Consider the following 21,517-nt stretch of genomic DNA (forward strand, 5'->3'; position numbering starts at 1 on the left):
TTTAGTGCTGCTGTAGTTCGATGCCCAGGAGGATCGTCCATTCATCCTCGGTGAGGCTTTTGAATCGGTCCCGGAGGACTTCCGGGGTGACCCAGAGTTCGTCGGCCAGTTCCCCGAAGGAACGGGACCAGGCCAGTCCTGCTGTCAGGTGCTCAATCCGTATGAGGCGCCGCGCTGTCTCGGCGCATACCTCGGCTTCGATGGCCGGCGGCTGACAGCCAAGGTGCTTGCGCTCAAGGTGGATCAACTCGTGCGTGATGGCGCAGCGGCGCTCAACTTGGTCAAGGCTTTTATCGAGCCAGATGGTATCGATGCCGTTGGTACGTCCAGGAGCGCCGTCGGGCATGACTACCCACGACAGCCGCACATGGGCCAGCGCTCGCAGGGCCCTCCAAGGATGAAACACATCCCGGACAGTACTAGGCCGGGCAGACATCGAGGGCGTGAGGCCCTCCGCGTCAGCTTTCGTCGTCGGAGTCCTGGGACTCTTCGCCGCGCTTCGCCCATTCGGACTCGCGGTCTTTGTGGCCGGACGGGCCTGTGTAGGCCGCAAGCTCCTGCCAGTTGTCAGGCAACGGGATATTGCCATCCACCGGAGCGTCGGGGTTAGAGGGTACTGCGCTCAATCCGCGCCTGGTCTTCTGTCCAGCGCGAGCGTCACGGCGCTTGCTGGCATCGCGGATGTCGGCTGGTTGTTCCTGTGCATCGGTGTTACTCGCATCTGCGCTCTTTTCCAAGTCCACAAGGACCCGCACCATGTCGAGCACGACCTTCCTCGCCTTGGGCGAGAGGTTGTCGACACCGGGAGGGAGTTCCTCGGCAAACGGTGGGCCGGGGACGGTTTGCCCCGCAGCTGTGAACGCAACCTCATCCGAAACGCCGGCCAGCCATGCAAGGGCACGTAGGGTGCCCTCACGCGGCTTCGACTTGTACAGGCCCTGGCGGATCTGGTTGATCGTCGTAGCCGTCAACTGGTAGCCGTTCTTAGCAGCCAGCTGCGAAAGGCCGAGGCCTGATGTGTCGCGATACTGGGCCGCAAGCTCGACTAGCTCGCTGAGGCTCTGAGGTTGGTTCACACCGATGACTCTTCCTGATGGTGTCGCCGTTTAGTAAGGGGCGAGCTGCAATCTGAATACAAGTAACTTGTTCATCTTTGCAGAGATTAGAAGGGCTGTCTCACTTGTGGGTTTGACAAGTAGCCAAAGATTAGAGATATTGAACTTGTAAAAACTACAAGTGGAGGTCAGAATGACTATGCAGACAACAAGGCGGCGTCCGTCGCTCAATCGAAGGGATACGTGGATGAAGGTCAAAGACCCGGCCGCGCTCCGTCGGTGGCGAAAGCAGCAGCGGTTCTCTCAGCAGCAATTGGCAACCCTGATCCGGCGCTCGCAGCAGACGATTCACCTCCTCGAAACGGGGGGCATGAAGACCTGCACGGAGGGCGTTGCGATCGGCATAGCCGCTTGGCTCGGCGTTCCCTGGCAGGAACTCTTCGAAGCCGAGGAGCATGACATTTTGCCTCCAGTTGCAGATTCAACACATTCAATCTCTGCCGATCGGAAGAAGAGGATGCACGCATGAGCATCTCTGAACTGATCTCCACCACAGACCCCGGTGCAGCGGCATCTTCCCCCGCTGCCGCTGCACCGGCCCAAAAGAGCAAATAAAAAAGCCCCCAGCTGGTGCAACAGCTGAGGGCCTGAATCGAAAACCCGATCCACTGAGAAAGGAATCTCTAATGGGAAGCGTATCAATGTTCCCCGGACCGTCCGAGTCCAGAGCCGCCGAAAGAGGTGTCACAGCTCTCCTAAGCGTTGTGGACGCAGCAGAAGTCCTCGGCGTCTCCAAGCACTACGTCCAGGACAGGATCAACGCAGGGGAGTTGCGCATTGTGGAGCTGGCCACCAACGTGCGCCAGAAGATCCGCGTCCGCGCTGATGACCTCCAAGCGTTCATCGACAACAGAACGTCAGCAGGTGCGGCATGAGCAGTTGGAGCAACGGCGGCCGCGACGAAGACGGCTACATGACTGACGCTTACTTCGAATGCGACGACTGCGGGCTCTCCCTTCAGTGGCCCGTGACTGAGGGCTTGGCTCCGAACGAGGACCCAAAGCAGACGGAGATGCGCGCCATGGTCCGGGCCCACGATGCCGGCGGATGCCAGATCGAGCGCCACACACAGATTCAGACGGTGCCCACCAACGCCGGCGGTCGGCTGCCCAAGGGTTTCTATTTCAGCATCAACCCAGCAACCAAGCACCCGAGCCCCTCGGTGTCCCGGCGCCTCCGCGATCTCCAGTCCACAATCATGGACGCGGAGAACCTTATCGGCGCTCTCAAAACGGCTAGGCACTTCGACCGCCTGGGCAACATCGATCACGCTCTCCCACAAATCACAGCAGCGCTCGCGGAGGTTGTGGAGAACGCCATGCTGTTCGTCACGGCGGTCGAAACGAGCGCAAATCAATTCCGTCGAGGTAGCGACGGTTCCCAAGAGGCTGCCGGGGGGCAGTCCTCTGATCCGGCAGCTGCCGTCGAAACTCCCGACGTGCCGGCGGCAGCTGCCTCCACTCCGAAGCCGGGGCCCCATTTGGCAACGGTGACGGTTTTCGACCCCAACCGTTCCGCGCTTGCCCAGCTTCACGAGTTGGACCTGCAAGCACGACTTCGGGATAGCAGAAGATGAAGGCCCGGAAGAAGACGTTCGCGGTGGTCCACCCCATCGGACACCGGCCTTTCCAGGACACCTGCGATTTGCATTACCGCAGCACTGCGGAGTTCAAGCAGCAGATGACGGCCTACGCCCGTCGTAAGTGGCCGCTGCCTCAGGCGATCGAGATCGACCTCTCTACGAACACGATCGTCGTGAACGGTGTTGATCGGGGCAAGTTCTCGGAGCACGAGCATCGGGAATCGGCCCGTAAGGCTATCCAGCTTGGGCTGGAGCTGTGAGGCGCCCGACGGCGCGGGTCGGCCTGTATCGCCGCCGCGCCTGCCTTTACGGTCCCCTCGTGGTCCTCGGCGCTGCGCTGATTCTCATGACGAGCCCTAACATCAACGGCGCGTACCTCGCGGGTCTGCTGATCATGCTGACCGGTGCTGGTGGTTTCGTTCTCGAGTCGGGCCCGCAGCCCGGGCGTAGAAGATGATGGCCGGCGATTGGGGGCGCCGATGACAGATAGACCACCAGGCGCCCACCCCGGCGCCGCCCCGTTACCCCAGACAGCGGACGCTGTCCCGGTCCTTACTCAGAAGGATCAGGAGAACGTCCACCGCCAGAGGCAGGAAGCAGCCACCGAACAAGAGTGGCTTGGCAACCCAGTAGTCCGTGATGACGCTGCGTTGCGCCTTCTCCGCATCGAACGTACGACCACCCGCGCCCTTTCGGCGTTGCAGGATGGCGAACTCGATGCAGCTATCAGCCGGCTACAGGCCGCGCTGACCCTTGCCCTGGCGGAGCAAGCACTTTCCACCACTTGCGAAGGACAGTCATGACACCCATCGAATTCAGAATGATCCCGGTTGCGGATCTTGTAGACCATCCACAGAACCCGAGAGACGATCTTGGGGACCCGCAGAAGCTGGCCGAGTTGGCCAACGACATCGCGGAGAACGGCAACACCGAAGCGTTGCACGTCTTCCCGCTCCAGGACGGCCCGGACGCTGGCAAGTTCCTGCTGGTCGCTGGCCACAGAAGAACGGCAGCTGCACGCCTCGGCAACGTGGAGGAGCTGTATTGCCGTCTCCGGCCGGATCTGGACTCTCTGGATAAGCAGCTGGAGACGATGCTGCGGGAGAACACCCACCGCGAGGGCATCACGCCGATCAACGAGGCGAAAGCCATTCAGGCCATGCTCGATTGCGAGGGCATGTCCGTGAAGAAGGTAGCCAAGCGTATCCACCGTTCGGAGACGTTCATCCGTTCCCGCTCAGCCCTGGTGAAGCTGCCTGACTCCGCGAAGCACGCTATCGACGCAGGGCGGATGACGTTGGAGCAGTCTCAGATCTTTGACGACTTTGCCGACAACCCCGAGGCAACGGCCGAGCTGACAAAGAACGCCGGCACCACCGACTGGACGTACACCGTGAACCGGCTGAAGCGCGAGAGGGAGGTGGCTTTCAAGAAAGCCGCTTCAAAGCAGCTGATCACGGACCTGGGCATCACGACCATCCAGCAGCACGAAACGTACACCTCCAATAAGTACAACCGCGACTACGACCGCGAAAAGACCCCGGGCCAGCGCGTAACCGAAGGACAGGTGGCCGTCATCGGTCACAACGGCGACTTGGAGTGGTACCAGGTCAAGCAGGTCACGAAGAAGAAACTGACCGACGAAGAGATCGCGGACAAGAAACGACTCAAGGACATCGCGGCTGGCTTGGAGCAATCAGAGGCGCTTTGGCTCGAATTCATCGAGCGGAAGATCCGTGACGCCGCTGGCCACTTCGAACAGCCCGAGAACGCTCCCGCAGTCCTTGCGCTGCGGAAGTCGATGTTCTCCGGGTACGCAGCCTCACATGCCCGGGCGGCACGGGTCCTGGGCATCTCCGTTGCTTCAAGCTCCAGTCTGACCCTCGAAGAGCAGGCCGCAGTTGACGCGGCCATAGCGAAGCTCAAGTTGCTGCAGCTGGCCTACCTCCACGCATTCCTGCACCTGATGAAAGACGACCTACACAAGCCAAGTACGTGGCACGCCCGTTACTCCTTTGAACGTGAGTCGCTTCAAAAGTTCACCGATACCCGCAAGGAGATCTTCGGCTACGACGTCACAGCATACGAACAGGAAGCCCTTGATTACTGGGATGAAAAGGAAAAGGAAGCTTCAGCGGCGTCCGCTGAGAACGACGAGGGATGGGACCTCGACGATGAAGACGCCTAAGCACTTCCTCAAGCGGAACGCCGAAAACGAGCCCGTTTGTAGCTGCGGGTTCCGTCCCGAGATCCTGGACGACCCCGCGCCTGTCGGCATCCAATGGAAAGCCAAGCGTGACGTCCTCGATCACGTGGACGCAATGTCAGGCTTCCGCCCTTCGGCCCCGTTCGACGGCAGCCCAGATAGCCGCTACCCGCGGGCCGGGGTTCGGCCAGGAGCAAGCGGCCGGTGGAAGCTCACCCTTTGGGACGAACCCGGAGTAATGCACGCACTCCCGTCCGAGCACCAGTGGCACGACACGGCCCGGGAAGCTTTCGATTACGGGCAGCTCGTCATCGGCACACACCGCAAGGCCGGTACTCGCCTGAACGGAATGACCCGCTGATGGCCTGGGTAACGCAAGACAAGCGCTGGCAAGACCAAAAGATACGCGTCTACCGCAGCCGCTACGACGAAGCCGCGCAGATCACAGCGGCACTCGTCATCCGCCGGCAAAACATCCTCACAGAGATCCTCGCCGACGACCTAGACGGGCTCGACACCACCACCAAGTCCCGCCGGCTCCGCCAAACCGACGACGAGCTGGACCTCGCACGCGACAACATGCAAGCCGCTTGGGCAGCACTCCAAGCCGAAGAAATACAGCACCACACCCACGAACCACGAGAGGCCAGAAGATGACCATCACCGCCACCAAGCCCATCACGAACACAGAACCGGCGCTCGCCGATCTGGAAATCACCGCTACAGGCACCGAGTGGCTGCGCAGACTTGCCGCAGTGGGAGTTGCTGTCTCTTCTCGCCCGCCCGTGCCTGTCTTGGGTTTCGTGCTGTTGGAGTGCAGCCGCGGTAAGGCGACTATCACCGGCTACGACTATTCGACGTCAGCCGTCGTCAAGATGAATCACGAAACGGTTGGAGCTCTCCGTAACGCGAAGGCTTTGGTCCCCCTGTCGTGGTTGGCCAGGACGATCCGAGTCCTGACGACCCGCAAGCGGGATGTGCCGGTGACAGTGGCATCAAAAGAGATGCTCGGTCGGATGCTGGTTACCGTTACGGCCGCAGGATTCACCATCCCGTTGCTGCATGGCATGCCGATTACCGAGTACCCGGCTCTTCCGGAGCATGCCGAGCTGGACACTTTCACCCTTGACCGTGAAGATCTGGCCGCAGCTTTGGACCGGGCGTCCATAGCAGCGAGCAAGGACGACACGCTCCCCATCCTGACGTCCATCGAGTTGGACTGCTCGGGCAAAAGCCTCACGCTCCAAGCAACCGACCGGTACCGATTGTCTTCCGAAACGCTGAAGCTGCCGCGCACTGTGCAGGAGTTCAACTTCCTCCTGCCGGCAACCGCGTGGAAGGCGATGGCTAAGCACCTTGCGGGCGACAAGATCACGGTCGGCGTTCTGGTTTCAGGGGACGTCGCTGGACGCAGCGGCGGCAGCTCCACCATCTACCTCGCCACGGAAGACTGCACGTACACTCTCTCTGGCGTCGGCGGGGACTACCCGAAAATCAAGTCTCTCTTTGAGCAGCACTACAGCCAAACGCTGGACGTCAACCGCAGGGACCTCATGGATCAGGTCTTGGTTGCCCGGGAACTGAACGAACGAAACCTGCCGGCCCTGGTCAAGATCGGCCCCGGCTCCGTGACTGTCTCTCCTACCTTCGACGAGGGCGCCGACCAGGCAACCACGCCCGTTCTGTTGGCGGATACGACCAACATTGACGAGCAGGTCACCGTGGCCTACAACCCGCACTACCTGCTGGACGCCCTGACCGTGATCAAGGCGGAAGTCGTCAGATTCTCCTTCTTCAGCCTGCCTAAGCCGGTCTGCATCTCGCCCGTAAACGAGAAGGGCAAGAAACAAGGCACCTACCGGCACTTGATCATGCCCGTCCGCATGCCTAGCACCTTGGGAGGCGAGTAAATGGCTTGGATCCAGCTGACCGACGATCAGCAAGAAGCGGCGATCATGGCCCAGTTGCTCAGCCGACCGGCGAAGCTCGACACCTGCAAGGCCTGCCAGAAGGCTCTCAATGGTAACGACGAGTGTGATTGCTCATGAGCGGGATCGAAGCGCTGGCCCTGAAGGCCGTCACGGTCAAGAACCCCTGGGCATGGTCCATCCTCCACGCTGGCAAGGACGTCGAGAACCGCTCGCAGTCCATCAACCATCGCGGCACCCTCTATATCCACGTAGCGAAGCGCGACGACGAAGCGGGGTACGAGAACGAGACGTTCCGCCAGGCACGGGCCAAGGCATCACAGGCAGTCAAGAACAACCTGCATTTGAAGGGCCACGTGCTCGGCACGGTCGATGTCGTGGGTTGCCACTACTCGACCGAATGCCGAACCGCAGAGGGCTACTGCTCTGAGTGGGCTCGCCCGGGCTTCTACCACTGGGAGCTCGCCAACCCGAGGCCGCTAGCTTGCCCGTTCCCCGAGATCGGACAGCTTGGCCTCTGGAATCTGGCGGCGAACGCATGAGCCGGCCTATGGAGGTCACCATTCACCCCCCGATTCCGAGCTTCCCGCCAGCCGTTGCGCCCGGAGGAACCCCGTTTACTCAGGCAGTCGGAAGCTTCAAAGCCTCTGTCGAATGGCAGGTCGAGCGAATCAAGGAAGCTGCACTCTCGCAGAGCAAGCGCCTCACGGGAGTGGAACTGGCGGCCGAGTTCTGGCACGCCGCCCAGGTCGCCACCTACGCCCGCGGCCGTCTCGATTGGGGCTTGCCTGGTTACAGTCCGATCTCAGCGGACCGCGCCGAAGACATTGAGCACATTCTGTGCCGGTTCGCGGAGCTGCCCCACTACGACGAGGACGAACAGTGACAGCGGCAGCCGACGAACCCCCGTCGGCCGAATCACCGACGCCCATCCTCGACCGGAAGCTGCGGAACCTCTCACCCCAGCAGCTAGCCGACATTCTCAGAGACAAGGAACCCACAAAATGACAGAGCCAATCTCCCAATTCCTCGCACCCATCCAGGCCCGAGTGGAGGAAGCCGAAGCCAAACGGGAGAAGTCCAGGAAGAACCCAGACCCCATCTGGGACGCTTCAATGATTCTCGCCATTCAAGCGTCATCGGCAGACGTCCCGACGCTGCTCCGTGCGCTCGCAGCTGCTGAGGCGGCAATGAACCAGATGTCGGATGTTGCCGAGCGTGTTTATGAGAAGTTCGACCGAAACGGCAACGGCTCCATCAATTCACTTCGACAGGCGGGGCGCGCTGTAGGTATCGCTGAAGCCCTCCGCGTTATTCGTGCGGCCATCATTGCGCCACTTGAAGAATGCACGTGCGCCCTGGTCGGGTGCCGGCACCAACCGATGCTTACGGCAGACGGGTGGAAGCAGGCAGCCGCGACGTTTGGCACCAAGGCCGCGCTTGGGGAGGGAGTCAATTGAGCAGCGTCCTGGAAGAACTCCACGCTTCCCATTCAGCGAACCGGAGGGTGGGGGCACCCTCATCGATGACGAGTGAAGAGAGGTCTTTGCTCCAGTTGCGGTCATCACCACGGAGAAGCTAACGATCAGTGGCCGTCCTGCAAGGGCTATACCTACCCAGAGAATTCGAACGGCATTCGCCGGTGCGCGTGCACCGGCCCAGGAACAAAACGAGAGGAGTCGTAATGAGCGAACACTTCAGCGGCCGTCCCAAGCCACTAATACAGATCATGCGAGACGCGGAAGACCCAAAGGGCGGAGCGACTCTGGCCGAGCTGTCCCAGTTCATCCAGGAAGCGGAACGGGCTGGCATTGACCCACGTACGCCCGTGCTCGTGCGAGTTGGCTTCTCAGGACAGATCAAGAAGCTACAGACGGGAGGGCGCTCCCGATGAGCAAGCGGAATCCGCGCGACCTTGCTGCATTCGCGGAGGAGGTACTTGGCATGAAACTGGCGCCCTGGCAGAAGGCGTACCTGCGGCGCCTCGCCCAACTGCGGAATCCCGCGCCTCTCTTTGTGCAGCGCGGCCGATACACCTACAACTTGCCGAGACCGGCCATTATGAAAGAAGGTCCATCCAGTGCCATGGCTGAAGCAGGGCGACGCGGCGGCGAATCACCCGATCGTCCTTTCAGCAGTGGAGATGGAAGATGCAGATGACCGGATTCTCAATGAGTGCTTCGGTTTCGTGGCCCGTTGCGCTACCCAGGCGGCAGCGTACGAGCAGGATTACATCATCAGCGTCGGCACAGCCAAGCTCATGGCCGGCTCGTTGGGGAGATACAACGAGCTGATCAAGGCGGCGAAGTTCTGCGGCTACCTCACAGAAACATCGATCACCGTCGAGGGCGAAGAGCGCAGAGCTTTCAAGTTGGTTGAGGACAATGACCTCTTCCACATGATCCTCAAGGCAGAGCGCGAGTGGGACAACCAGAGAAAGAAGGACACCAGGAACAATGAGCTGACATGGAGAGTAAGAGCCCGCGATGGCGACGCATGCAGATACTGCGGCAAGTCCGTGGCTTGGGGAGACACCAAGTCGGGCCGAGGAGCCACCTATGATCACGTCAACCCCGGCAAGGCCGCAACCGTGGACACGCTCGTTGTCTGCTGCCGCGAATGCAACGGACGACGACAGCATGACCCTGAAAGCACCTGGAAGACCCTTCCAGTTCCGGATGAGCCGATCATTGGCCCAGCAACGGCTGCTTTCATCGCCAAGCACGGCACACCGATAGAACCCACCTACACCCGACCACCAGCAACACCGGCCAGCAGCACCAAGGCAACGGACGACACGCACCCCGTAGAGCAGCCCACAGCGGCCGCTCCGGGAACAGACGAGGCAACGGCTCACTCCGGCCCGTCCAGCGAATCACCGGCCCACACAGCACAGGCCAAGCACCAACCGGCAGCAACGGCACACCCGGCTGCAACGGGATCCAGAACCAACACCAGACCAAATCCTGACCCAGGACACAGGTCTCCCGGATCTGGATTCGTCGGGACGGGTAGGGACGGGACGGGTCTGGCAGGTAAGGGCAGCGAAGGGCAGGAAGCCCCGCACTCAACCCAAGGCAAACCCAAGAACCAAACCAAGAGACGAAGACGCCCCCGCAACCGAGGACGGAACTGAACATGCCTACCAAACGACTTTCATCGCACAACTCACCATCAGAAGATCAGCTCCAAGAGTCTGTCCTGGAACTCGCCCAGTACTTCGGATATGAGCTTCGCTATCACAACCCAGACAGCCGGCGTTCGCAGGCTGGCTTCCCGGATCTCGTCCTGGGCAGTTTGTCCAGGCGACGCGTCCTGTTCCGGGAGCTGAAGTCTGCAACGGGCCGGGTGCGTCCTGCCCAAGTCATCTGCTTGAAGATCATGAAATTGGCCGGCCTCGATGCTGACGTGTGGCGTCCCGAGGATCTGCGGAGTGGGCGTATCCAGCGAGAACTGAGAGGGGACAAATGACAACGTGCACGGCTGATGACTGCTACCGGGAAACCTCGCTCTATCTGTGCACTGACTGCATCCTGGAACTCGACTCACTCCTTGCCGACGTTGGCCCTCTGCTTCAGTTCATCGACGGTGTCATTGACCAGACTGCTGTGACCAGGAGTCCGGGCGCGAGTGGTGGCGGTGGTGGTCATGCGAAGTCTCAGCCTGCTATGAATGTGGATGCCTGGTTGCTTCGGTCATGGCTGCATCAGCTCCCGAGCCGCGCTCACGCCACGGCAATGGACAACCCGAAGGCCGGGGAGATTCTCTACATGGCCCGCATCTGGGTGCAGCAGGGACGTGATCTGGTGTGGGGCCCCGAGGACAAGCGGGTCTATGGTCACTGTGAGGAGCCCCTCGAGGGTGAGGATGAAGATGACGATCCGATACCGTGTGATGGTCGGCTGGTCGCCCATCCGGATGATGCCACGGTGAAGTGCCCTGTCTGCAACACCGTCCACAACGTCAGCGATGTGCTGGACAAGTTGAGGCGTAAGGCCAGAGGGGAGCCGATGCCACCGAGGGCGGTACGTGAGTACCTTCAGCGGAAGACAAAGGTGATCGTCACGAAGTTCGACTTCGAGAACTGGGTGAAGCTGGGCAGACTGCGCTACGTCTTGGATCGAGTCACAACTACAACCAAGGCTCCACGGATCTACTACCCGGGAGATGTGCTGGAGGTGTCAGAGCGCATGCGGGCGAGGCGTCGAACACCTGTCTAGAAATGCAGTACAGTAATTCCGAGGGGATAGCTGTCCCTACAGCTTTGAGTGAAGGCCTCGATGGACAACCATCGGGGCCTTTGTCATGTCCAGCCAAAGGTGGTGAGACTGATGTGAACGGACTGAGCATCCCCTCGTGGTCAGGCAGGCGAGCAGGTGAAGCGCTGGCCAAGGTCAAGGCCGAGGGCCGACGACGCAACGCAGTCTGCTGCATCTGTAAGCAGAGCATCGATTACTCACTGTCGTATCCGCATAAGCAGTCGTGCAGTGTGCAGCATGTGAAGTCCCGCAAGCTGTACCCGCAACTGACGTGGGAACCGAGCAACTGGAAGCCCGCCCACTTGGACTGCAACAAGGCCGCCGGTACGGGCGAGGACCTCGGTATGGGCATCACTTCCGAAGACTGGTGACCGTGCGGGCCTCGAAAAAATCCAGCAAGGCGAATCGCCGGACACTCCCCGCCTGCTCCTCCCTCTCCCCCCGGGAGTTTCCCCGAGGGAAAAAGCCCAAGATCGTTGAATTGGCGGGGAAAACGGACCCATCATCATACCTGAAAGGCGTGATCGAATCATGGCTAAGATCGGAAATCTCACGCTCGTCCTTTCGGCTCGAATCGGGGACGGCGAACCCCAGGACGTGGGAGAGATAGAGCTTCCCGTCGTTCATGAAACGACCCATACCGTAGGGCACGTCTCCATCACGGCCAGAGTCCGCATTGACGAAGCTGAGCTGCAACAGCGACTGCAAGAGTTCGCCGCAGCCGTAACTGACGAGATGGCGGCTGCTGCCAAGCCTGACGTCCTGGCTTACTCGCCGGATCGCATGATCGGATCAGCGCTGACCATCGATCCCGCTCCCGTCTTCAGCGCCAAGCTGAAGGCCGCCAAAGCCCGCCAAGCGACCTTGGCCGCTCCGTCTATCCTCGACGGGCCAGAGCATGTCATCATCGGAGCCCGCCAAGAGGGTAAGACCCGCCTCGCGTTGAAGTGGCTCACAGACGCTCCAGAGGGAGTGGAGCGAGTTCTCATTGTCACCGACAACAACTCGGCTGACCAGCTCAAATCCTCTTACGGGCTGCCAAAGAGTGATCCGCGGATCATCAGCTACCGGACCTTACTCAACAAGGGCCCCCGCCAGGGCGTGGAATACGGTGTTGACGACACCGCCCACATCCTGACGGCGCTCCTGGGACTCAAGGACCTGCCCCGCCTTCTGACTGTTGGTCACGCTGAGGCATGGCAGGGCACGAAGAAGTAGCGTGCACGACCGTCCAGCTATCCGGGAACAGCGGGACGAGGGCAACTCCATTCGGAGCATTGCGAGGGACCACGGAGCCTCTCGGAACGCCGTCCGCCGGGCGATCCGGCCGGGCGCTCGAGACGGCTACTACCGGCCCTCTGCAATCGAAGATGCTGAGCCGGCCGTCCGGGACGTCCTGGCCGACTATCCGCAGATGTGCGTTGCGGACGTTGCCCTCCTGATCGACTGGAGAAAATCCCGTCGGCAGCTCTCAGACCTCGTGGCACGCCTCAGGCCAAAGAGCGCGAACGAGTGGCCTACCGTCCAAGCTCGCCCGCTCGAATCCCTCGCTACTGGCAAGCTCACCACAAAGCCCCTCCAGTGCGGCTCGATGAAACTAGGGGAGTTGACACTATGACCTCAAATGAGAACCACATCGACCCTCCCGATCACCTTCCGGAACCCGTAGCGGAGGTGTGGCGCGAGATCGTGGCCAGTAACGACCTGGTAGGCAATGTGGACCGCTCCGCACTGGAGACCTTCTGCACGCTCATGGCGAGACTCCGTGAAGCACGACAGCGCATCGAGGACGAAGGCATGGTGGTCACCGACCCCCGAGGCCGCGTCATCCCTCATCCGGCGCTCGCCGTCGAACGGTCCACCGCGGAGCAGATCCGGGCGTGGGGTGACCGCTTCGCCCCGCTCGTGAAGCCAGCCAGAAAGCGCGGCTACATGGCCGACGCGACTGCGCTGACCCTCACGGCCGCGAAGCACCTTGAAGGGCCTCGCTTCGCTGGTCCAGTGGCAGCCGTGAAGACACTTGCCTGGATGATCGATGAGGCCCAGCGAGACAGCATGGAAGCGCTCCAGAAGGCCATGACAACAACCGTGCCGAACTACCTCAAAGCCTGCGCTGAACTGCAAATTACACCCGCTTCCCTTCCATCCGGCGCGGGGCTGACGGCCGTTCCGACAGCTGAGGAATCCAAACCGGCAGAAGAGGGAAAGCCGGAGGGCGCGAATGTCTCAGACTTCCAAGCTCGCGCCAGGGCACGCCGCTCCGGTTAGTGGTCCTAACGCAGTAGATCCGGGCGATTACTACCGCTCGGTTTGCCATGTCGCAGAACCTGATCAGTCCGGAGCTAAGCGGAAGAAGATATTCGGCTACGCGGAGCCTCGGATCTGCACGCCGCCCCTCCGGGCGCTCACTCCGGAGACGACGCTCGGCTATGACGTCATTGACTTCGCACGCGACGTCTTGGGGCTTGATCTTTACCCATGGCAGAAGGTCCTGCTCTGCCGCATGCTGGAGCTTCTCCCGGACGGGTCGCTGAGGTTTAGGACCGCAGTGGTCCTGATCGCTCGCCAGAACGGCAAGAGCACCCTTTCACAGGTACTCGCGCTCTGGTTCATGATCGTTTGGGGCTGGCCGCTGGTCATGGGCACCGCTCAGGACCTCGAAACGGCAGAAGAAGTGTGGCAGGGCGCCGTCGATCTCGTGGAAGAGGATGAGGAACTCTCCAAACTCCTCAAACGCGTCGTCAAAGTCAACGGCAAGAAAGCCCTTGAGCTGAAGGCCGGCAGCCGGTACAAGGTGAAAGCTGCAAACCGTCGGGCCGGACGTGGTTTCACCGGAAATCTGATCATGCTTGACGAGTTGCGCGAGCATCAGAACTGGGAAGCCTGGGGAGCGATCACCAAGACGACCATGGCGCAGGCCGAGGCGTTGATTTTGGCGCTTTCCAACGCCGGCGACATGACGTCAATTGTCCTCAAGTACCTCCGCAAGATGGCGCACGAAGCCATCGGAGATCCAGACGGGATTTGCGAAGAGATCGGGGCCGCAGGCCCAACCGCATTGGACGTCGCGGACCTCTCTGAGGACGACGAAGAGCTTGACGACGACGAGCTGGCCGATTTTGAGCAGGATGAAGACACCCTTTTCCTCGGAGAGTGGTCCGCTCCTCCAGGTTGTGACAAACGCGACCGTCAAGGTTGGGCGCAAGCTAACCCGTCGCTGAACTGGAACCCCGGATTCACGGAACGGACCATCGCCGCTGCGTGCAAGACCGACCCTGAGTGGGTTTTCCGCACAGAGGTGCTCTGCCAGTGGTCTGAAGGCACGCTCCTTGGCCCATTTCCGCCAGGCACTTGGGATAAAGGCAAGAATCCTGTCCTGATTCTCGAAGACGGCACTCGATTGGTCGCAGAAGAGCACCGGATAGTCCCGGGCTCGGAAGTCTGGGCCGGTGTTGACCAGTCCCACGACCGGTCGATGACATATGTAGCTTTCGGCGGTTTCAGGGCGGACGGCAAGGCTCAGATCGAGATTGTGGCGGCACGCCATGGCTCGGATTGGGTCAAGGGCTACCTGATGGACGAAAAGAGGCGCGGCCGGATCAAAGCTGTAGCCGGCCAATCAAAAGGTGCCCCGATTTCGCCGCTCATGGAGAGCTTGGCTGCTGACCGAGAGTTCAGCATCCCGGTTATCGAATGGTCAGGCAGTGACCTGACCAACGGGTGGGCCGATGTCTTCGATTCCGTTCGCGACGTGACCGTTTTCCACAACCCGCAGCCCGTTCTGGACACAGCAGCAGCAACAGCTGTCGTGAAGGTGTTCAGCGGTGGGGCATCTATCCCTGATCACCGTGCATCACCAGCTGAGGTTGCGCCTCTCATGGCGTTCACAGCCGCCAAGTGGCTGATGAGTCGCCGGGAGATCGCACCACCTCCGCCGGCGCCTCCTCCCGAGGCACTACAAAGCGCCGATACCGACTACGCAAGTGACGACGTCGCCCAAATGGGCTTCTGAATGAGAGGAGCACCGCATGGCAGTTCCGGAATCCGCTAAGGGTTACGCGGTGAACACCTCTCCGTGGTGGGCAGCACCAGACGAAGAGGAAACACCCGAGCTACAGTGGCCGAAGAACGTTCGTGTGTACGACCAGATGCGCCGTCAGGATGCCCAGGTAGTTTCCACCCTCCGAGCCATCACGTTGCCGATCCGACGCACTACCTACCGAATCGATCCCAACGGCGCCCGGGACGAAGTCACCCAGCAAGTGGCAGATGACATGGGTTTGCAAATTGTGGGTGATTCCGGGCGTTCGATCCTCCGAACTCGCAACAGGTTCTCCTGGGCTGAGCATCTGCGTCTGGCGTTGACAATGCTTCCCTTCGGTCACTCGTTCTTTGAGCAGGTGTACCGAATCGAGGGTGGCAGGGCGCATTTGCGCAAGCTGGAATGGCGTCCGCCGCGCACCATTAGCAAGATCGATGTCGCTTCGGACGGCGGTCTGGTCGCGATCGAGCAATTCGCTGGGAAGGCGGGTAGTAAGGAGCCTCGCATTGAAGTGGGCAACTTGGTTGCCTACGTCAATGACCGAGAGGGCGGTAACTGGTTGGGTCAGTCTGTCATCCGACCGGCTTACAAGTACTGGCTCCTCAAGGACCGTGCATTGCGGGTCCAAGCGCAAACCTTGGATCGCAACGGCATGGGCGTCCCGATCTACACTGCCTCAAAGCTCCCGGATGGGCTCTCCGAGGCGGAGTATGTGAAGCGCCAGAACGAGGAGATCAAAGCTGGTCTGAACATCGCCAAGGGCCTGCGTTCGGGTGACAATTCGGGCGCTTCAATCCCTGACGGGGCAAAGCTCGACTTGAAGGGCGTCGAGGGTGACCTGCCTGACGCGGATAAGCCCATTCGGTACTACGACGAACAGATGGCCCGGGCAGTCTTGGCGCACTTCCTGAACCTTGGCACCGAGACAGGTTCCTGGGCCTTGGGTTCCACCTTCGCGGACTTCTTCACGCTGTCGCTACAGACAGTGGCCAACCAGATCGCGGACGTAACCAATCAGCACGTCATTGAGGATCTGGTTGATCACAATTGGGGCCCGGAAGAGCCGGCGCCAAAGCTCGTGTTTGACGAGATCGGGTCCCGGCATCCGGCAACGGCCGAGTCCATCGCGCGTTTGGTCGGTGTTGGTGCGCTGACCCTGGATGACCCACTGGAGGCCCATCTCCGGAACCAGTACAACCTCCCGGCAGCGGACCCTGCAACGGCCCGCGAGAGGGTCACAACCACGCAGTCGAGCCAGGACCCACAGTCCCCCGAAAACCGCTGGCCCGGTTCATGACAAGGAGAACTCAGATGAGCAGACCACTGAAGATGGCAACCGAAGGTAAGCAGTGGTATCGGATGGAAGCCAAATCCGGGGATACAGCAGACGTCTACATCTACGACGTCATTGACAGCTACTGGGGTGTGAACGCATCCGAGTTCGTGACAGAGCTGGCCGCCCTGGACGTCGAGAACATCAACCTTTACGTCAACTCCCCGGGCGGGTCAGTGTTCGACGGAACTGCCATCATGAACGCGCTCCGCCGGCACAAGGCACACGTCACCGCCACCGTGGACGGGCTGGCAGCCTCAGCTGCTTCCTTCATCGTCCAAGCGGCCGATGAAGTGGTCATGGGCTTCGGCGCGGAAATGATGATCCACGACGCCTCAGCCGTGTGCTGGGGTAACGCATCGGACATGGAAGAAACGGCTAAGGTCCTCAATCAGCTGTCCGAAACGATCGCCAGCGTCTACGCAGAGCGCGCCGGGGGCACCACTGAAGAATGGCGCACCGCGATGCACGCGGAGACCTGGTACACAGCAGACGAAGCTGTGGCCGCTGGCCTCGCTGACCGCGTCGTGACCCGCAAGGGAAACGAGACGGACGACGAAGCGGAGGCATCGACTGCCAAGTTCGACCTGTCGATCTTCGCCCATGCCGGCCGCCGCGACGCCCCACAGCCTATGGTCCCCACCAATCACTCCCGCAAGGAACGCCTGAGCCTCGCCAACGGCCAGGCGCTCCAGCAACTCACCAACCTGGTCAATAAGACCTCCACAATGCCTCCGGCCGAGCCGAAGGACACCACCCACCCCCAAGAGGAAGGAACCGACACCATGTCGGATGCACTGAAAAAGGGGCTCCGTGAGCGGCTCGGCATCTCCGCCGAAGCAAACCTGGACGACGACGCCTATCTGGCGGCCGTTGACGAGGTGCTCGCAGAGCAGGACAACACTACACCGACCGCAGCAGCGGGCACTGTCGTGCTGGACGAAGCCCAGTACACAAACCTCCAAGCCGCAGCTGAGGAAGGCCGCGCAGCACGCAACCAGCAGCTCGCAGCCGAACGGGCAGCAATCGTCGACTCCGCAGTGAATGACGGACGGATCGCCCCCGCCCGTCGCGACCACTGGGTCGCTGCACTCGCCGCCGATCCGGGGATGGCCGAGACCTTGGCGGGCCTCGCACCCGGTCTGGTCAACCTGAAGCCGTCGGGCTACACGGGCGGCGTCAATGAGTCCACGGATGAGGACGAGCTCTACTCCAAGTTCTACCCCGGAAAGGAAGGCTGACCATGGGCCAGCACGTTCATCTGTTCCAGCCCGGCGACCCGGTAACGTTCACCGCTTCTGCCGATGTCACCGGCGGTCAGCTCGTCGTTGTCACCGGAAACCGCACCGTCGGCCCCGCAGGCGCCAACACAGTGGCATGGGTCGGCACCGCCGCGTTCGACGCCAAAGCAGGAGACAAAGTCACCGTCCTCAAGGGCGGCGTCCAGAAGATTGTTGCCTCCGGAGCAATCGCAGCCGGCGCTCTTGTAGTCGCAGCCGCAGCAGGCAAGGTGTCGGCGCTCGCCGCCGTCACTACACCGACCCCGGCGGACGTCACCAACAGCCGAGCAATCGTCGGCATCGCCCTCACCGGCGGCACGGACGTGCCCGTCGAGATCGACTTCACCCGCTAAGGAGCCCAAGTTGTCGTACACATACCCGGCACCACCCGCCGTCGTAACCGACGGTGACACTGTTGAGGTTCATCACCTCCTCCGGACGCCTACTCTGGTGGCCCGGCGTCTGCGCACGCTGCTTGAGCAGCGCTACATCGCAGACTTCCTGCTTGCCGGTCGATTCGTAGCCGTCGGCGGGTCCATCCTGTATGAAACGGGCGAAGAGATCTTCACAGACGACGACCCTGAGGCAATCGCTCCGGGCGCCGGCTACCCGAAGACCAAGGCCTCTGCTGGTGAGCTCGCTTCTGCCAAGACCACCAAGTGGGGGCAGGACGTCCCGGTGTTCGACGAGGCCATTGCTCGGCTCGGTATCAACCCTGTTGAGCGCGCCTTCACGAAGCTCGTCAACCGCTCCATTCGCTACGTGGACTCCGCCGCACTCGGGGTGATCGCGTCGAAGATCACCCAGACGTACAGCGTCACCGCTGGTGGCGCCCCTGGCGCGTGGACGGACGGCAACAAGATTGTCGAAGGTACGTTGCTTGCCAAAGCTCAGGTCACGGGCCTGGATGAGGGATACGATCCGAACGTGATCGTGCTCAACGATTCGCAGTGGGCCAAGGCAATCGGCCGTCTGGTTACTGCCGGGCTGCTCCCGCGAGAGGCAAGCAACCCGGTCGTGACTGGCTCGTGGCCGCAGGCCTTGGGCCTGACGTGGGTGAGCACGAACCATAGCCCCACAGCTGACCCGCTCCTGGTTGACCGGGAGCAGCTCGGCGGCATGGCCGACGAGAAGCTTGGCGGGCCCGGCTACGTCAGCTCCGGCGGTGTTGGCGTCGAAACCAAGGTCATCCGTGAGGAAGAGACCGACGGTTACCTGCTGCGCGCTCGCCGCGTGACAGTGCCCGTCGTGCTGGAACCCAACGCGGGCGTCAAGATCACGAATACGGGGCTCTGATATGGGACACATCGTCACCGCCACGCTGATCGTGGCAAAGACCGGCGACACCGAGCGCTACTTCGACAAGGGCGCCCTGCTTCCGTCCAGCGTTTCCACAGAGGAGCGCAAACGACTGGTGTCGGCCGGGTTGGTGCGGTTCGAGAAGGATGCTCCGAGCGCGGCAGAGGTTGCCGAAAAAGCCGCTGCGGACGCGAAGGCAGCAGCTGACGCCAAAGCAGCTGCTGATGCCAAGGAAGCAGCTGACGCTAAGGCGGCGGCCGAGGCGGCGAAGGTTACAGCGGCCAAGACAACCCCGGCGAAGTAAGAGGAGGTGGACGCCATGGCTACTGATCTGGCAACAATTCCAACGATCGAGCAGGCATGGCGTCCACTCAACTCCGTGGAGAAGCCCAGGGCCGAGTACTACCTCGGCAAGGCTTCTCGCGCCATCCGACGTCGTTGGCCTGACGTCGATCAACGCATTCTCAACCCTGACGATTACCTGACTGCTGATGACGTCTCTGACGTCGTGGTGCAGATGGTTCTCAGTGCGGTGGACGTTCCGCCTATACGGGGCGCTAAGTCCTTCTCAGAAGGTGTTGGGCCAATGTCGCGGTCAGCCACACTGCTGGCTGGCAGCACCAATCCGACCGAGATCCACGGCTGGATGGTGGAGGTATTCGAAGGGCGCAGCGCAGCCCTTCCGGTTTTCCACTCGCCACCCTCAGGCCGCTATGAGGGCCTGTTCGTATGGCCGGAAGGGGGGTGCTGATGTTTCCGCTGGTGAACGGCGAAACCGTGGTTCGGGAACGGGCCCCGCTCGTGAATGACAAGTACTCGGGAGAAGCCACCAAAAGGGACTGGACGGACCCGGACAAGCTCGACATCGAGGGTTGCGCTATTGCCCCGTCCAGCAGCGTTGAGACGCAGACCGAGAACCGGAATACAGTGACCACGTCCATGAGCCTCTATGGCGCTCCTGGCGTCGATGTGTTGCCTCAGGACCGAATCAGGGCACGCTCTGGACTCTGGCAGGTTGAGGGCGAAGTTGCAGACTGGCGCAACGCGCTCACTGGCTGGAACCCGGGCGTCGAATTTCGGGTGACGAAGGTGGTGGGCTGATGGCTGGCGTGGACTTCAATGACTCATTCTTTGAACGGCTCGGGCGCTCGCCGGAAGTAACCGGCTTGTGTGTGGAAAAGGCCAATAGGGTTGCCGCTGCGGCCCGTGCTTCCGCGCCGAGGGACAGCAACGCGTACGCGAACAGCATCCGCGTGGAAGTTGTTCGCCGCGGCCGCCGTAACGCGGCGCTCGTAATCGCGGACAGCCCTATTGCGTTGCTGGTCGAGTCCAAGACCGGCAACCTTGCCCGGGCTTTGAACCAGGTGAAGAAGAGTGGGTAGCCGCGTCATTCACTCTGACCTTGAGGAATTCCTCACGGGCTTCATCAGGCGTGAGCTGGAGGCCATCGGATCTCCGCTCGCTTCTGATGTGTTCGTGAGCAACGAATTTCCCAATCCGGCCCGGCCTAAGTCGGTGATAGTCCGCGACGACGGCGGCCCTGACGCCTCGATCATCACGGCGGAACCGACTGTGGGGGTTACCGTCCTGACTGATGAAGACCCGACCGAGGGTGAGACGGCCACCAACCTTGCCTTGCTCGTCAAGGCGATAGTCAAGGGCTGCGCTCGCGTAGAGCCGGGTAACCCCGTTGCTGCTGTGCTTGGCTTCAACGGCCCGTATAAGGTCCCGGACGAAACCGGCTGCCCCCGGCGTTACATGACGGCCGAACTGTCAGTAGCCGGCAAGGCATTCCCCTAAGCACTACCCAAACCAATCAACCAGCCATTCACGCCTGTGGATGGTTTTTCTATTTGGAGGCAAATAATGGCTGCTGATGAACTCGGCAACGACGTCGAAGCTGTTGGTGTACCGGTAACCGGTCACATCGGCTTCGCACCTTTCGGGACAGATGTCCCCACCCCTGTGGCCGGCAAGGCCCTCGATTACGAACTTCCGGTCGATTTCAAGATCCCCGGTCTCCTCACGGAGGACGGCGGCTTTGAATGGACCATGGAGGCTGACGGCGACGCGATCACTTTCTGGCAGGAGGGATACTCCATCCCTTCCGGCCTCGCGAACGTGGAACTGAAGGTCAAGTTCGCCCAGACCGATGAGACGGTGCGTCAGATCATCCGCGGTAAGACCGCGGACGCCAATGGCTACATGACCATCGACGGCGGCGGCACGTCCACCAGGTACGTGGCCTTCACGGAGGAGATCTTCAAGAACGGCGTGATCCGCCGGCGCGTGGCTGCGAATGTCGGTGTGAAGTCGGTCAAGGAAGACAAGTCCGAGCGCGGCAAGGTACTCGGCTACGAAGTGACCTTCTCGATCTCCCGCGCACCGGAGCTGGAGAACCAGCACTTGGGCGAATGGCTGATCCCGTTGCCCGTCACCCCCTAGCCCTCAGGGCTCCTTAGACCTGTGGTCC

The 21,517-nt window shown here is 61.3% G+C and carries 35 protein-coding genes; 33 read left to right on the forward strand and 2 right to left on the reverse strand.

What is annotated here, in order from left to right; translation table 11 throughout:
• Nucleotide 1: 1 nt before the first annotated feature.
• Nucleotides 2-406: an ImmA/IrrE family metallo-endopeptidase gene (locus ACNAOT_RS00975; RefSeq protein WP_420179654.1), complete on the reverse strand. Its 405-nt coding sequence runs from the start codon at nt 404-406 to the stop codon at nt 2-4.
• A gap of 52 nt (nt 407-458) precedes the next feature.
• On the reverse strand, nt 459-1,076 hold the full coding sequence (locus tag ACNAOT_RS00980; protein WP_420179655.1) for a helix-turn-helix domain-containing protein: 618 nt from the start codon (nt 1,074-1,076) through the stop codon (nt 459-461).
• Between the two features lie 226 nt (nt 1,077-1,302).
• Here ACNAOT_RS00980 and ACNAOT_RS00985 point away from each other — a divergent pair, with 226 nt between their 5' ends.
• The 33 genes from ACNAOT_RS00985 (at nt 1,303) to ACNAOT_RS01145 (ending at nt 21,489) form a co-directional block, all read left to right on the forward strand.
• Nucleotides 1,303-1,584, forward strand: coding sequence for a helix-turn-helix transcriptional regulator (locus ACNAOT_RS00985; protein WP_420179656.1), 282 nt, complete (start codon nt 1,303-1,305; stop codon nt 1,582-1,584).
• Between the two features lie 157 nt (nt 1,585-1,741).
• Nucleotides 1,742-1,990 carry a helix-turn-helix domain-containing protein gene (locus ACNAOT_RS00990; protein ID WP_179017443.1) on the forward strand — a complete coding sequence of 83 codons (249 nt, stop codon included), beginning with the start codon at nt 1,742-1,744 and terminating at the stop codon, nt 1,988-1,990.
• A complete protein-coding gene (locus tag ACNAOT_RS00995) occupies nt 1,987-2,691 on the forward strand; it encodes a hypothetical protein (protein ID WP_420179657.1) in 705 nt (234 codons plus the stop codon). Before ACNAOT_RS00990 ends, ACNAOT_RS00995 begins: the two co-directional genes overlap by 4 nt.
• On the forward strand, nt 2,688-2,957 hold the full coding sequence (locus tag ACNAOT_RS01000; protein ID WP_420179658.1) for a hypothetical protein: 270 nt from the start codon (nt 2,688-2,690) through the stop codon (nt 2,955-2,957). The genes ACNAOT_RS00995 and ACNAOT_RS01000 overlap by 4 nt, the downstream gene beginning before the upstream one ends.
• Nucleotides 2,954-3,154, forward strand: a complete 201-nt coding sequence (locus tag ACNAOT_RS01005; protein ID WP_420179659.1) for a hypothetical protein — start codon at nt 2,954-2,956, stop codon at nt 3,152-3,154. Before ACNAOT_RS01000 ends, ACNAOT_RS01005 begins: the two co-directional genes overlap by 4 nt.
• A 22-nt stretch (nt 3,155-3,176) precedes the next feature.
• Complete coding sequence (locus ACNAOT_RS01010) at nt 3,177-3,500, forward strand: hypothetical protein (RefSeq protein WP_420179660.1); 324 nt, start codon at nt 3,177-3,179, stop codon at nt 3,498-3,500.
• Nucleotides 3,497-4,885 carry a ParB/RepB/Spo0J family partition protein gene (locus ACNAOT_RS01015; protein WP_420179661.1) on the forward strand — a complete coding sequence of 463 codons (1,389 nt, stop codon included), beginning with the start codon at nt 3,497-3,499 and terminating at the stop codon, nt 4,883-4,885. Before ACNAOT_RS01010 ends, ACNAOT_RS01015 begins: the two co-directional genes overlap by 4 nt.
• Nucleotides 4,872-5,264, forward strand: coding sequence for a hypothetical protein (locus ACNAOT_RS01020; protein WP_420179662.1), 393 nt, complete (start codon nt 4,872-4,874; stop codon nt 5,262-5,264). The genes ACNAOT_RS01015 and ACNAOT_RS01020 overlap by 14 nt, the downstream gene beginning before the upstream one ends.
• Nucleotides 5,264-5,560, forward strand: a complete 297-nt coding sequence (locus ACNAOT_RS01025) for a hypothetical protein (RefSeq protein ID WP_420179663.1) — start codon at nt 5,264-5,266, stop codon at nt 5,558-5,560. The genes ACNAOT_RS01020 and ACNAOT_RS01025 overlap by 1 nt, the downstream gene beginning before the upstream one ends.
• Nucleotides 5,557-6,813, forward strand: a complete 1,257-nt coding sequence (gene dnaN / locus ACNAOT_RS01030) for a DNA polymerase III subunit beta (RefSeq protein WP_420179664.1) — start codon at nt 5,557-5,559, stop codon at nt 6,811-6,813. Before ACNAOT_RS01025 ends, dnaN begins: the two co-directional genes overlap by 4 nt.
• Complete coding sequence (locus ACNAOT_RS01035; RefSeq protein WP_420179665.1) at nt 6,814-6,951, forward strand: hypothetical protein; 138 nt, start codon at nt 6,814-6,816, stop codon at nt 6,949-6,951.
• Entirely contained in the window at nt 6,948-7,373 is a 426-nt protein-coding gene (locus tag ACNAOT_RS01040) for an ASCH domain-containing protein (protein ID WP_420179666.1), read from the forward strand. The genes ACNAOT_RS01035 and ACNAOT_RS01040 overlap by 4 nt, the downstream gene beginning before the upstream one ends.
• Nucleotides 7,370-7,717: a hypothetical protein gene (locus tag ACNAOT_RS01045; protein WP_420179667.1), complete on the forward strand. Its 348-nt coding sequence runs from the start codon at nt 7,370-7,372 to the stop codon at nt 7,715-7,717. Before ACNAOT_RS01040 ends, ACNAOT_RS01045 begins: the two co-directional genes overlap by 4 nt.
• A 118-nt stretch (nt 7,718-7,835) precedes the next feature.
• Complete coding sequence (locus tag ACNAOT_RS01050) at nt 7,836-8,291, forward strand: hypothetical protein (protein ID WP_420179668.1); 456 nt, start codon at nt 7,836-7,838, stop codon at nt 8,289-8,291.
• Between the two features lie 224 nt (nt 8,292-8,515).
• On the forward strand, nt 8,516-8,725 hold the full coding sequence (locus ACNAOT_RS01055; protein WP_420179669.1) for a hypothetical protein: 210 nt from the start codon (nt 8,516-8,518) through the stop codon (nt 8,723-8,725).
• Between the two features lie 186 nt (nt 8,726-8,911).
• Nucleotides 8,912-9,967, forward strand: coding sequence for a hypothetical protein (locus ACNAOT_RS01060; RefSeq protein ID WP_420179670.1), 1,056 nt, complete (start codon nt 8,912-8,914; stop codon nt 9,965-9,967).
• Between the two features lie 2 nt (nt 9,968-9,969).
• On the forward strand, nt 9,970-10,302 hold the full coding sequence (locus ACNAOT_RS01065) for a VRR-NUC domain-containing protein (protein WP_420179671.1): 333 nt from the start codon (nt 9,970-9,972) through the stop codon (nt 10,300-10,302).
• Nucleotides 10,299-11,051, forward strand: a complete 753-nt coding sequence (locus ACNAOT_RS01070) for a hypothetical protein (protein ID WP_420179672.1) — start codon at nt 10,299-10,301, stop codon at nt 11,049-11,051. Before ACNAOT_RS01065 ends, ACNAOT_RS01070 begins: the two co-directional genes overlap by 4 nt.
• Before the next feature lie 113 nt (nt 11,052-11,164).
• Complete coding sequence (locus ACNAOT_RS01075; RefSeq protein ID WP_420179673.1) at nt 11,165-11,461, forward strand: hypothetical protein; 297 nt, start codon at nt 11,165-11,167, stop codon at nt 11,459-11,461.
• A 160-nt stretch (nt 11,462-11,621) separates the two neighbouring features.
• A complete protein-coding gene (locus ACNAOT_RS01080; RefSeq protein ID WP_420179674.1) occupies nt 11,622-12,308 on the forward strand; it encodes a hypothetical protein in 687 nt (228 codons plus the stop codon).
• 1 nt (nt 12,309) lies between these two features.
• Nucleotides 12,310-12,708 (forward strand): hypothetical protein, encoded by a 399-nt coding sequence (locus tag ACNAOT_RS01085; RefSeq protein WP_420179675.1) that lies wholly within the window; start codon nt 12,310-12,312, stop codon nt 12,706-12,708.
• Entirely contained in the window at nt 12,705-13,358 is a 654-nt protein-coding gene (locus tag ACNAOT_RS01090; RefSeq protein ID WP_420179676.1) for a P27 family phage terminase small subunit, read from the forward strand. Before ACNAOT_RS01085 ends, ACNAOT_RS01090 begins: the two co-directional genes overlap by 4 nt.
• Nucleotides 13,312-15,102, forward strand: coding sequence for a terminase large subunit domain-containing protein (locus tag ACNAOT_RS01095; protein WP_420179677.1), 1,791 nt, complete (start codon nt 13,312-13,314; stop codon nt 15,100-15,102). Before ACNAOT_RS01090 ends, ACNAOT_RS01095 begins: the two co-directional genes overlap by 47 nt.
• 16 nt (nt 15,103-15,118) lie before the next feature.
• The gene (locus ACNAOT_RS01100) at nt 15,119-16,429 is read left to right on the forward strand and encodes a phage portal protein family protein (protein WP_420179678.1); all 1,311 of its coding nucleotides are present in this window, start codon (nt 15,119-15,121) and stop codon (nt 16,427-16,429) included.
• 14 nt (nt 16,430-16,443) lie between these two features.
• Complete coding sequence (locus tag ACNAOT_RS01105) at nt 16,444-17,706, forward strand: head maturation protease, ClpP-related (RefSeq protein WP_420179679.1); 1,263 nt, start codon at nt 16,444-16,446, stop codon at nt 17,704-17,706.
• Nucleotides 17,707-17,708: 2 nt separating this feature from the next.
• Nucleotides 17,709-18,098, forward strand: a complete 390-nt coding sequence (locus tag ACNAOT_RS01110; protein WP_420179680.1) for a capsid cement protein — start codon at nt 17,709-17,711, stop codon at nt 18,096-18,098.
• Nucleotides 18,099-18,108: 10 nt separating this feature from the next.
• Entirely contained in the window at nt 18,109-19,041 is a 933-nt protein-coding gene (locus ACNAOT_RS01115; RefSeq protein WP_420179681.1) for a hypothetical protein, read from the forward strand.
• Nucleotide 19,042: 1 nt separating this feature from the next.
• Nucleotides 19,043-19,348, forward strand: coding sequence for a hypothetical protein (locus ACNAOT_RS01120; protein ID WP_420179682.1), 306 nt, complete (start codon nt 19,043-19,045; stop codon nt 19,346-19,348).
• Nucleotides 19,349-19,363: 15 nt separating this feature from the next.
• Nucleotides 19,364-19,795: a hypothetical protein gene (locus ACNAOT_RS01125; RefSeq protein WP_420179683.1), complete on the forward strand. Its 432-nt coding sequence runs from the start codon at nt 19,364-19,366 to the stop codon at nt 19,793-19,795.
• Nucleotides 19,795-20,145: a hypothetical protein gene (locus ACNAOT_RS01130; protein WP_420179684.1), complete on the forward strand. Its 351-nt coding sequence runs from the start codon at nt 19,795-19,797 to the stop codon at nt 20,143-20,145. Before ACNAOT_RS01125 ends, ACNAOT_RS01130 begins: the two co-directional genes overlap by 1 nt.
• Nucleotides 20,145-20,426 carry a hypothetical protein gene (locus tag ACNAOT_RS01135; RefSeq protein ID WP_420179685.1) on the forward strand — a complete coding sequence of 94 codons (282 nt, stop codon included), beginning with the start codon at nt 20,145-20,147 and terminating at the stop codon, nt 20,424-20,426. Before ACNAOT_RS01130 ends, ACNAOT_RS01135 begins: the two co-directional genes overlap by 1 nt.
• Entirely contained in the window at nt 20,419-20,844 is a 426-nt protein-coding gene (locus ACNAOT_RS01140) for a hypothetical protein (protein WP_420179686.1), read from the forward strand. Before ACNAOT_RS01135 ends, ACNAOT_RS01140 begins: the two co-directional genes overlap by 8 nt.
• Before the next feature lie 66 nt (nt 20,845-20,910).
• Nucleotides 20,911-21,489 (forward strand): hypothetical protein, encoded by a 579-nt coding sequence (locus ACNAOT_RS01145; protein ID WP_420179687.1) that lies wholly within the window; start codon nt 20,911-20,913, stop codon nt 21,487-21,489.
• Nucleotides 21,490-21,517: the final 28 nt, after the last annotated feature.

This window comes from Paenarthrobacter sp. TA1.8 (assembly GCF_048595705.1).
Lineage (GTDB): Bacteria > Actinomycetota > Actinomycetes > Actinomycetales > Micrococcaceae > Arthrobacter > Arthrobacter nitroguajacolicus.